The organism is Polynucleobacter sp. 35-46-11, assembly GCF_002281105.1.
On record NZ_NCFJ01000062.1, the window covers coordinates 1 to 10,623 of the forward strand.

Annotated in this window: 12 protein-coding genes and 1 pseudogene; 12 read left to right on the forward strand and 1 reads right to left on the reverse strand. The window is 42.5% G+C overall.

The window, feature by feature from the left end; translation table 11 throughout:
- Positions 1-191 precede the first annotated feature (191 nt).
- The 8 genes from B7Y67_RS06850 to B7Y67_RS06885 all read left to right on the forward strand — a co-directional run bounded on the left by B7Y67_RS06850 (position 192) and on the right by B7Y67_RS06885 (position 6,373).
- On the forward strand, positions 192-398 hold the full coding sequence (locus tag B7Y67_RS06850) for a hypothetical protein (protein ID WP_293597999.1): 207 nt from the start codon (positions 192-194) through the stop codon (positions 396-398).
- Between the two features lie 236 nt (positions 399-634).
- On the forward strand, positions 635-1,276 hold the full coding sequence (locus tag B7Y67_RS06855) for a TRIC cation channel family protein (protein ID WP_293598000.1): 642 nt from the start codon (positions 635-637) through the stop codon (positions 1,274-1,276).
- A 27-nt stretch (positions 1,277-1,303) separates the two neighbouring features.
- The gene (locus tag B7Y67_RS06860) at positions 1,304-2,302 is read left to right on the forward strand and encodes an ionic transporter y4hA (RefSeq protein WP_293598001.1); all 999 of its coding nucleotides are present in this window, start codon (positions 1,304-1,306) and stop codon (positions 2,300-2,302) included.
- A 13-nt stretch (positions 2,303-2,315) separates the two neighbouring features.
- Entirely contained in the window at positions 2,316-3,656 is a 1,341-nt protein-coding gene (locus tag B7Y67_RS06865) for an FAD/NAD(P)-binding protein (RefSeq protein WP_293598002.1), read from the forward strand.
- Between the two features lie 347 nt (positions 3,657-4,003).
- Complete coding sequence (locus tag B7Y67_RS06870; protein WP_293598003.1) at positions 4,004-4,195, forward strand: antitoxin VbhA family protein; 192 nt, start codon at positions 4,004-4,006, stop codon at positions 4,193-4,195.
- On the forward strand, positions 4,173-4,766 hold the full coding sequence (locus B7Y67_RS06875) for a Fic family protein (protein ID WP_293598004.1): 594 nt from the start codon (positions 4,173-4,175) through the stop codon (positions 4,764-4,766). Before B7Y67_RS06870 ends, B7Y67_RS06875 begins: the two co-directional genes overlap by 23 nt.
- 261 nt (positions 4,767-5,027) lie before the next feature.
- Positions 5,028-5,879, forward strand: a complete 852-nt coding sequence (locus B7Y67_RS06880; RefSeq protein WP_293598005.1) for a hypothetical protein — start codon at positions 5,028-5,030, stop codon at positions 5,877-5,879.
- Between the two features lie 182 nt (positions 5,880-6,061).
- Positions 6,062-6,373, forward strand: a complete 312-nt coding sequence (locus B7Y67_RS06885; protein WP_293598006.1) for a cupin — start codon at positions 6,062-6,064, stop codon at positions 6,371-6,373.
- 124 nt (positions 6,374-6,497) lie between these two features.
- On the opposite strand, the gene B7Y67_RS06890 is transcribed toward B7Y67_RS06885, so the two are convergent.
- Positions 6,498-7,082 carry a DNA-3-methyladenine glycosylase I gene (locus B7Y67_RS06890; RefSeq protein WP_293598007.1) on the reverse strand — a complete coding sequence of 195 codons (585 nt, stop codon included), beginning with the start codon at positions 7,080-7,082 and terminating at the stop codon, positions 6,498-6,500.
- Between the two features lie 253 nt (positions 7,083-7,335).
- Here B7Y67_RS06890 and B7Y67_RS19485 point away from each other — a divergent pair.
- The 4 genes and pseudogenes from B7Y67_RS19485 to B7Y67_RS06905 all read left to right on the forward strand — a co-directional run.
- Positions 7,336-7,620: pseudogene (locus B7Y67_RS19485) on the forward strand (DUF4118 domain-containing protein); the annotation flags it as partial.
- Between the two features lie 60 nt (positions 7,621-7,680).
- Complete coding sequence (locus B7Y67_RS06895; protein ID WP_293598008.1) at positions 7,681-8,778, forward strand: ATP-binding protein; 1,098 nt, start codon at positions 7,681-7,683, stop codon at positions 8,776-8,778.
- The gene (locus B7Y67_RS06900) at positions 8,775-9,461 is read left to right on the forward strand and encodes a response regulator (protein ID WP_293598009.1); all 687 of its coding nucleotides are present in this window, start codon (positions 8,775-8,777) and stop codon (positions 9,459-9,461) included. Before B7Y67_RS06895 ends, B7Y67_RS06900 begins: the two co-directional genes overlap by 4 nt.
- 63 nt (positions 9,462-9,524) lie before the next feature.
- Positions 9,525-10,623, forward strand: a 1,099-nt coding sequence (locus tag B7Y67_RS06905; protein ID WP_293598010.1) for a KUP/HAK/KT family potassium transporter, incomplete at its 3' end; no start/stop codon positions are given.

Sequence of the window (10,623 nt, forward strand, 5' to 3'; positions counted from 1 at the left end):
ATGCATAAAATTGACTTCAGATAAGAAAACTACAAACTTATGAGTGAAAATAAAGGGTGGCTATAGCAAGCGTTATCTCTAAAAATATCATCGCGTATCTCGATTTTGTAGATCGGCGAGATTCTCTTCGTAATCAGTGCGATCTTTCAATTAAAGAATGCTTGGTTTTGCGTATCATTACAAGAAGGTATTTGAATCAAGAGGCATTTAGGGTAAAGCAATTGCTGGATATGGACTTTATTGCATCGCCTGCTACGATCCATGGAATTATCAAAAAATTGGTCGCTAAAAAAGCAATAAAGCTTGTACAAGACAAGACTGATGGAAGGGTGAAATATCTTGTGCCTAGTTCAAAATCTATGAATTTGCTTGCAGAACTTGGCAAATTGGTTCGCTAGTTAGTTCGGCGCGTCGCTGTCCCGCAGAATCGAAATCCTGCATCTGTAAAGGGTTTCTTGGCCTAATAGCCCAGTTGGTAGGGTAGAGTTGAAAACACTAAAACAGCCCTGCACATTGGCTCGCAATGCCCTAATATTTCCCAAATGACGTCGACGTGATAGTGCTGAAGGTTCTCTAGTGTTTCCTCCATTGGCCAAACTAAAGCTACTAATGTATATAGAATCTAAAGAGCGCTATGGATACCCAAGCCCTAAACTTTTGGCTTAATAACTTGGCTGTTATTGCCTTCGCAATAACAGCGGTATTGGCCGTTAACGAAAAAGATGATATCGATATTTTTGCGGTCGTTGTCTTGGGAAGCATTACGGCAGTGGGTGGCGGCACTTTACGTGACTTAATTGTTGGTGTTCCAGTATTTTGGCTGCCGGATGCCATCGATATTCGGCTCGCTGTTTTAGCTAGCGCATGCGTTTTCATAGCCCGGCCTTTTTTCAGAAGCGCTAAAGTTTATGTGCTGATGCTGTATTTGGATGCTTTGGGCGCGGCCTTATTTGCTATTCAAGGCACTATCAAAATATGGGGTCTTGGATTAACCATCCCAATTCTTCCCCTTGTATTTGGTGTAATGTCAGCAATTGGTGGCGGCATTATTCGTGATGTTCTGGTGGGTCGAAAAACTCTTTTGATGTCAAGCGAGCTTTATATCATCCCAGTACTTTTAGGCTGTGCAAGTATGGTTGCGATATTTAAGTTTTTCCCTGAGCATATATTGGCTGGCGAAATTCTTTGCTCCGCACAAATATTCATTTTTAGGGCTTGCGCAATTCACTGGAATTTAAGTGTGCCGAACTTCATGGTATTGCGATCTAAAAAATAATAAAACCTATATCAAAAAATATATCTTATGTTCATAGTACTTATTCTGACGATTGCACTGATAGCCGCAGTGCTTACCTCAGTATATTTTGCTGAAATTATTGCGCATCGCGTTGGCCAACCCTATGGAACATTGATATTGGCCATTGCTGTTACGGTGATTGAGGTAGCGCTGATAGCCAGTATTTTATTAAGCAGAAGCCCTGGTAGCGAGGCGGTTGTGCGGGACTCGATCTTTGCTACTATCATGATTGTATGCAATGGCATTGTGGGCGTTAGCTTATTGATAGGTGCTATCAAGCATCATGAAACAGTATTCAAGCCCGAGGGTAGCAATATCGCATTAGCGCTTTTAATTACCTCATCCACGCTAGCCTTTGTATTGCCTACTTACACTACCAGTACGCCCGGTCCAAACTACACCCTTCCACAACTGAGGGGCGCTGCAGTAGCGTGTTTTATTTTGTATGTTACTTATGTATATGCGCAGACTATCCGGCACAAGGCATTGTTTTTGGCGCCTGTTTTTGATCACGATATACATGGCTCAAAATCGCATCCTCAGCCAAGCAATCAGAAAACCATTATCAGCACCTTAGCTCTGATCGTGACACTGCTCGCCGTGATTATGTTGGCAAAACAATTAGCCCCATTTATTGAGGTTGGGGTTCAAGCAATTGGCGCGCCGCATGAAGTGGTTGGAATTTTGATTGCTTGTTTAGTGCTCTTGCCAGAGTCTTTCACGGCAATCAGACAGGCCATAGATAACAAAATGCAAAACAGCTTTAACCTTGCCTTTGGTTCGGGCTTGGCTAGCGTTGGCCTCACTATTCCTGTAGTAGCAATTCTTTCCTATATGTTTGGCATCACCCTAACTCTTGGCCTAGATGCAAAATCGTTAGTTTTTTTAATGCTGACCTTTATCTTAAGTGTGATGACAATTTCAATGGGTAGGGCCACGTTTGCTCAAGGCATCATTCACTTGGTTGTTTTTGCGGCGTATTTGCGTTTAAGTATTACTCCCTGAGGAAAAGTCGATTTTGAAAGAAGTTCTAATCATTGGTGACGGCTTTGCTGCAGCGGTAATGGCGGCGCATCTATTGCGTAGTGGAGTTGCATCTACATCTATTGCCATAGTTGGCCCAGGCGAGGTCGGTAAGGGCAATGCTTATGGTTGCGATAGTCAATTTTTTCGACTGAATATCCGCGAAGATCTGCCAATTATTTTTTCAGAAGATCCTTTGCATTTTTCAAGCTGGGCTCAAGAGAATATAAATGACCCTCACGCTAAGACTGATGCAGGCTATTTCTATCGCCGTCAAGATTTTGGGCGCTATGTTTCTGGACTAATTATGCGTGAATCTAAATCAAGTCAACCAGAGCATATTAAAGCCAGAGTTCTTGGTATCAGTGGTACAGAAGGCTTTTGGAATCTTGAACTTGATGATCAAAGTGTATTAAGCGCCCAGCATATCATTATTGCCACCGGTAATCCACCGCCTACCTGGCCATGTGAAGTGTCCAGCCCTAAAACTGTCAAGCCTTCAGTAGAGCTGATTGAAAATCCGTGGACAGGGTCTGCATTAGAGGTAATTAATCCCCAAGAAAATATTATTTTGCTTGGAGGGGGATTAACAGCCTTAGATGTTATTAATACTTTGGTTGAGCGTAAGCATCTTGGGATGATTTATGTAATCAGTCCACGCGCAGTATTGCCACCAGCTCAGGCAAATTGGCAAAGAAAAGTACAGCCTAATTGGCCGCAGAATTTAACGCCAGCTAAGATGATTCGTTTTATGCGAAATTATTTACCTTCTGCATCGACAGCCAGCCCAGAATGGCAGAGCGCTTGGGAAGAGTTAAGGCCAAATATAAATACGATTTGGCAACAATTTTCGCCCCATCAAAAGCGGTCCTTATTTAAAAGACTGGGATGGCTATGGAATTTATATCGCTTTAGGGCATCACCTCAAACCATCGCTGCTTATGAGCAGTTAAGGGCAAAAAATCAAATCCAATTTAAATTGGGGCGCGCCAAAGAAATCCAATACTATCAATCTCAGGTGAAGGTGCTCTTAGCAAATGGAGCTGAAGTTAACGGAGATCGGATCATTAATTGCACGGGGGTCGCATCAGATCCTTTGCTGAGGAAGTTGATTGAGGATCAATTGGCCATTTTTGATCCCTTGGGGTCTGGGATCGCAGTTGATGAAAATTGGAGAGTCCTTCATGCGCCGCAGAAGCGGTGGAATACTTTACGGATGATTGGGCCTGCCACTATGGGAAGTCTGGGTGATGTCATTGCCGCAAGTGCTATTGCCAAGCAAGCCGAGCAACTGGCTGCTCAGATTTCAAGGGGTAGCTTTCTTAATAATCTTTAAGCCCCTTGGAATAGCTAGACTGGCAGGGGTTGAATCAAGGCTGGTAGTGTAAAACCACATTTTCCAGGCTAAAACCTACTTTCATTTATAATTTCAACTCTTGGCCTGGTAGCTCAGTCGGTAGAGCAGAGGATTGAAAACGTAGGCAAGAGGATTGACAGTCCTCTACTCATTGGGTCTAAGCACAGCAAGGCCTAGCGCCCGATACGCACCGAGAACCTCGGCATCCATCGGCATCAAATTTCCTCAAAACGGCATCGACAGTTTCATCAAAAATCACTTCAATAGCCTGCCCTTTTGATTGCATGAAACTATATTAAGGGCTACATTGTTTAGAATCAAACCATATGAAAACGAACACGTTAACCGCTAACCGAAAAAGTATTGTTTCCAATGCTTTGGGGTCAGTGCGTGTTGAAGGTTTGGAGCCTAGTAAGCGGGTGATGAAGGACCTCGACTCTTTTATCTCTGGCAAAAAAACAATCGAACAAATTATCCGAGAAACAAAAGAGAGATATGTCTCGTTACGACGCGGATGATGTTTATTGTTATCCGGGCTCATCGACCCTAAAAAATAAACTAGGTATTGCGGATCAAGATCAGCTTGATGCCTTTGAAGCAGACATTACCGTAGCCCGCATTGTGGGAATCTCCGATAAGCCTTTAGTTGGCAATTTCGATTTTGACCATTTAAAAGCAATTCATTACGAACTATTTCAAGATCTCTACGATTGGGCTGGAGAAGTTCGGCGCGTTGATATCCTGCGTGAAAACAGTCGCTTTGCTAATGTTCGAATGATTGACTCTGCTGCCAAGAGAATCTTTGATGGTTTGGAACAAGAAAGCTTATTTGAGGGCAAAGGGATTGAGGTTGTGGCCAAGCGTTTGGCTCACTACCTATCTGAGATTAATGTCCTGCACCCATTTAGAGATGGCAATGGGCGAGTTCAAAGGGTATTCATCTCCCAATTGGCCAAAGCGGCAGGTTACAGCTTGGATTACTCAGACCTAAATCAACAAGCCATGTATCGCTCAATGGAAAAGGCGTTCTTTGGGGATGAAACTGAGCTGGCTGAATTGATCGCCTTAAAGCTTAATAAGCTCATTTAGGCTCTATTTTGGAGAAAAACGGCGGCGAACCCTTATTTTATAGGCATCTAGTTGCTGGACGCTTATAAAAAGAGAATTCCGAGCATAGGATAGAGGACTAAAACAGTTCTGCATATTAGGTCTAAGCTGGTTGCGACCCACCGCCCTACAAGCACGGAATCTATTGGCTTGCAGCGGTTTCGAATATTTCTAAAATGGCATCGACAGCATTCAATTTTTAATGCTTTGGCATTTTTAGTTCGCGGGTAGTATTCTCAAAACATGAGTAACCCCAACATCAAAACTTTAGAAAATCGACTGATAGCATTCTTGGATGTTCTTGGTTTTCGAGAGCGCATGAGGAGAGAAACTCCAGAGAAGCTCATTGAAATTTATGGGCAGTTTATTAAAGAAGCCAATGAGCAAGTTTTTACTGATGGGGCGTCACCAGATATTCAGGAGTGCGAGGGAAACTTTGCTACAACAAAGTTTGTGTTTGACTCAATCGTATTGGTTTCTCACCCCATAACTTCATCGCAAAACATCAGCAAATTCATTTTGGCAACAATAGTATTGATGGAAAAAGCAATGCAAGAAAATTTGCCATTGCGTGGTGCGATAACTAAGAGTAATTTTATTGAGGACCCTCAAAACAATTTATTTGTTAGCGAAGCATTTAAAGATCTATCTGTATTGGAGGGCTCCATTGAGTTCTCGGGTTGCTGTATTTTGAATGATGCGGCTGATGAGATATTGGCGGGCATAAATGGTGGTCCACTTGAGTCAAATCAGGATCTCAAAAGGTTTCCATTGGTTTTATTTCCTGTGCCATTGAAAGAAAAAAAGACATCTCAAATGTGGTGCTTAAATTGGCCTCATATGTTCCCGCGCAATAAATTGCAGAAATCCATTAATTATCTCGTTGAGCCAAAAAAAGAAAATACTCAGAAATTTGTAGATTTTGTCTCCGAACTACGCGGAGAAGATAAGCAAGCGGTTGAGGCGCTAGGAGGTGATTTATTTGTTAGATATATGGGTACTACCAACCAGTGCCGCCTTCAGTTTGTTGATGCCAATGAAAACTACATAGATCCACCCAAAAATTTAGAGCTCAGATTTGATGCAGAGCTCTAGTAGGTGCTGATTCCATCAAGCCTCGATAGATAGAGGATTTGTTTTTGGCCGTTCTAAATGGAACAAGTTTATTCAGCGTCTAGTTGCTGGACGCCATTAAAGAAATGCTAGAGATACCCTAACCAAACCTTTTAATTTCCCCCAATTACAATTGGACCCTTATAAAAACAATTGGCCAATTAATGAATCAGAACGCGTTTTTAGAATTGCTCGAAAAGCAGAAATTTCCAGCCCCAGTAGTGGTTGTTCGTGAGCGCTCACTTTTTCTAGACCATCATTCTCATCAATATGAGGTGATGGCCCTGGTTATAGAAGGTCAAATCGACATCAATATTGGCGGAGCTAAAAAAATCTGTTTGGCTGGCGATACTTTCCACCTTTTGCCGAATCAGATTCATACAGAATCCACTGGTACAAAAGGCGTGAAATATCTCGCAAGCAGGAAAGTTACTAATCTAGAGGAAGAGGTTGTTGTTCAAGAGCTGGAAACTTAACCGCTAGATCTAAATTCTAGGTGCCAGCCGCTTCCACCGTTATTTCATTGGGCTTTATGGATGGAGAATGTTTAATTATCCATTCTAAATAGAGCAACAAAGATAAGCATCTAGTTTTACGGCACTATGCCTTCGTTTTCTTTTTCACTGCGGCGTGTCGATGACAGGAGACGAGATGATCATTAACCATTCCGCTCGCTTGCATAAACGCATAACAAATCGTTGTGCCAACAAACTTAAATCCAGTCTTAAGTAATGCCTTACTCATTGCATCTGATTCCGGTGAGTTTGACGGCACCTCACTTAAAGAGCGACGTTCATTTTGAATGGGTTTGTTTTGAACAAATGCCCAAAGAAATTGATTAAAGGGCTGCCCACTTTTCTCTAGAGTCAAATAAGCTTTGGCGTTACCAATCGTTGCGGCTACTTTAAGGCGGTTGCGAATAATTCCAGGATTTGCCAATAGTTCAGCAACCTTCTTATCGTCATACTTGCCGATCTTCTTTGGGTCAAAGTGATCAAGTGCTTCGCGATAGGTTTCTCGCTTCTTTAGAACGGTTGACCAAGAAAGGCCAGCTTGGGCGCCCTCCAGTATGAGTAATTCAAATAGCTTTCTACTGTCATGTAGTGGGACACCCCATTCGGTATCGTGATACTGCCGATATAGATCAAAACCCTCACACCACGGGCAACGAATTAGTGATTTCATGTCCTGATTTTATGGGGTTGGATGGATAGAGGATGGTTAATTGCCTGTTCTAAATGGAACAATTTATTCGGCGTCTAGTTAAGGGGCGCTTGACACTTGCTTTTGGTAAGAGACCGTTTTTGGAGCTTTGGGCTGTGCAAATCCTCAATCGTATATGCGATTGATACATTGGTGAATGTATATTGGCCATATGACCAATAGAAACTCCTCGAAAAGTCCAATATTGCTTGAAGCAATGAGCATTTTTATGGGGATGATTGCCATAACCGCCCTATCTCATATAGTTGATAAGTATCTTGGTTTGGCGGGGGCGTCCTTTCTATATTTGATTCTAGTCATTTGGGTTTCCTACAAGAGCCAATTGGTAACCTCCATCTTTGTGGCAATAGGCTCTTTTCTTCTCATAAACTTCTTTTTTGTAGAGCCGAGATATACTTTTGTTATTGGGAGCATTGAGTCTTGGAGTGCGCTACTTGGATTTCTGCTGGTATCTATTGCGATTACCTCTTTAGTACACCAGCTAAGAAGGCAAAAAGATATTGCCGAAAAAGAAACCTTTAAAGCCAATCTATTGAGATCAATAATAGAAATATTTTCAGTGGAGACCGACTCTGTAGTTGCCTTGCAGAAATTCTGTCTATTGCTTAAAAGAGAGCTAGGGTGTGAAGTTGCGATATTAAAGCTCGATGCAACCACCAAAGACAGTATTGAATTAGCGAGCTCTAAGCCGGGCAAAGTTAAGCTTGACTCTTGGTATCTCTCTCACGCAATTGAGTATGGGGCGATGCTGGGACCACATACAGGAACCCTAGAGGCAATTGATTATTGGTGCGTTCCCTTTGGAAGGTTTTACAAAAGCCATGAGTTGCCAGCTTTAGTGATTGAGAGGGCGCACGAGGAAAACATTGAAGTCAGCCTAATAAGGGCGATAGCTGATCAGCTGTCTGTTCACTATCAAAAGCGAATAGCAGAGATTAAAGCAAAAGATGCTGGCGAGTTAGCACATCGAGAGTCCATTCAAAAGGCCTTCTTGTCGTCTATCTCGCACGACATGAGAACCCCTTTAACTACTATTATCGGTGCCAGCTCATCACTCTTAAATCAGGGTCAGCAGTTGGGGGATGAGCAATCCATAAAGCTGTTAGAGATGATTCATTCTGAATCTGTATATCTCAATGACTCAACTGAAAACATACTGTCTTTGGTTAAGCTTGGCATGTCTGATGGCAATCAGATTCGAATGGATTGGCAGTCGCCCGAAGAAATTGTTGGGGCGGTTATGTCGAGATATAACAATAGAGAAGTAAAGCCGTCACTACAATTGGTAATGAGGGCAAAAGATGAACTTATCTATGGTGATCAGGCCTTAATTGTCTTGGCATTAACCAATTTGATTGAGAACGCAAACAAAGCGCACCTAGGCAGCAACCCAATACAGATATTGGTAGATAGGGTTGATGATGAAATTCGGATTGGCGTAATTGATGGGGGCGCTGGATTCCCTAAAGATTTTGATAAGGGATTGGCGGGGCAGCAACAGTCATATCAGCGCAATAAAAAAGGATTTGGATTGGGCTTATCTATAGTAAGAGCGGTGATGGATAAGCACCAAGGCTGGCTAGTCATCGAGTCCCCATTTGGCGACGATAGGAGGACTTATGTGGGTATGACCTTTCCTTTTAAAGCAAGCTCATGATTTCAGATTACATATTAGTTGTTGAAGATGATGAGCAAATAGCTCATTTCTTAGTGGCTAGCTTGAGCGCCGCAAAGCATGCTTCTAGATTAGCCAAATCTTTAGAAGAGGCAAATAAATACTTGGTTGAAAATACACCAAAGCTAATGGTTCTCGATTTGGGTTTGCCTGATGGTGACGGAAAAGATTTAATTCGGCAGGTAAGAAAGCAATTTGATTTCCCGATTATTGTTTTGTCAGCAAGGCAAGAAGAGCAGGAAAAGATTGTTGCGCTAAATGAAGGCGCAGATGATTATTTGTCCAAGCCTTTTAATGTTGAAGAGCTATTGGCAAGAATCAATGTTTGTCTCAGGCGCACTCAAAAAATGTTTATGCGTGACCAGCGCTATCAATACAAAGATTTGCTAATTGACGTCTCTGCTGGACTTGTAAAGCTCGAAGGCAATGAAATTCATCTAAGCCCTATAGAGCACAAATTGCTGATGTTGTTAGCTACAAAGCCAGGCAAGATTTTTACTCAGCGCCAATTGCTGTCGAAGATTTGGGGTTCTGAATATGTGGATGATACCCATTACTTAAGAATTCATATGGGTAGATTAAGAGCCAAGATTGAAAAGGTATCTGCTGAGCCAGAGTACCTATTAACTGAGCTCGGTATAGGCTACCGCTTAGCTATTTCATAGTTGTTTATGCGATTGATACATCGCACATGATTTGATGGAGTATTCAAATAACTGAGTAAGCCCATGTCCATTAGCAATCCTGAGTATTCACAGTCAAATATTCTTCGCCCAATAGAGATTAAGGGCAACAACCACAATAAAGGCAGCCTTCCCGCCTTAACTCTTGCGGCGATTGGCGTTGTGTTCGGTGACATTGGAACCAGTCCCTTGTATGCCCTTAAAGAATGCTTCAGTCCTGAGCATGGCATACCCTTTTCTCCGGATGCTGTTATGGGCGTTCTTTCAATGGTCTTCTGGGCATTTATGGTGGTGGTGTCGCTGAAGTATGTTCTGTTTGTAATGCGAGCCAATAATCATGGTGAAGGTGGCATATTGGCTTTGATGGCATTAGCCCTCAGAACTGCTCCAGCAAACTCCAAGAGAGCATTAACGATCATGATGCTAGGGGTCTTTGGTGCCTGTATGTTTTATGGGGATGCTGTAATTACTCCCGCGATTTCAGTGCTGTCGGCAGTCGAGGGTCTTGAAATTGTTTCCCCTCAATTTACGAAATATGTCATCCCGATTACGCTCACTATCCTTGTTGCTCTTTTTCTCATTCAGAAAAAAGGAACGGCTTTGGTTGGTTTTCTCTTTGGTCCAATTGTGGTGATGTGGTTTTTGGCAATCGGGTTGATCGGGGCATACATGATTTTGGATAACCCAAGTATCTTGCTGGCTACTAATCCGATGTACGCAATCAATTTCTTGCTTGAGCACTCCCTACAAGCATTTGTTGTTTTGGGTGCGGTGTTCTTGGTGGTGACTGGCACAGAAGCCTTATATGCTGATATGGGGCACTTTGGAATTAAACCAATTCAATTTGCTTGGTTTTTCTTAACCATGCCGAGTCTTTTGCTTAACTACTTTGGCCAGGGCGCATTACTCTTGGCTAACCCAGAAGCGATTTCAAATCCATTTTTCTTAATGGTTCCTGAGTCATATACGCTTGCCCTAGTTATTCTCGCAACCATGGCTACTGTAATTGCCTCACAGGCAGTTATCTCAGGCGCCTACTCTATGACTAGCCAAGCTATTTTATTGGGATTTATTCCCCGCATGAAGATCTTGTACACCTCGGAAAAAGAGGTTGGGCAGATTTATATGCCAGCAATTAATTGGA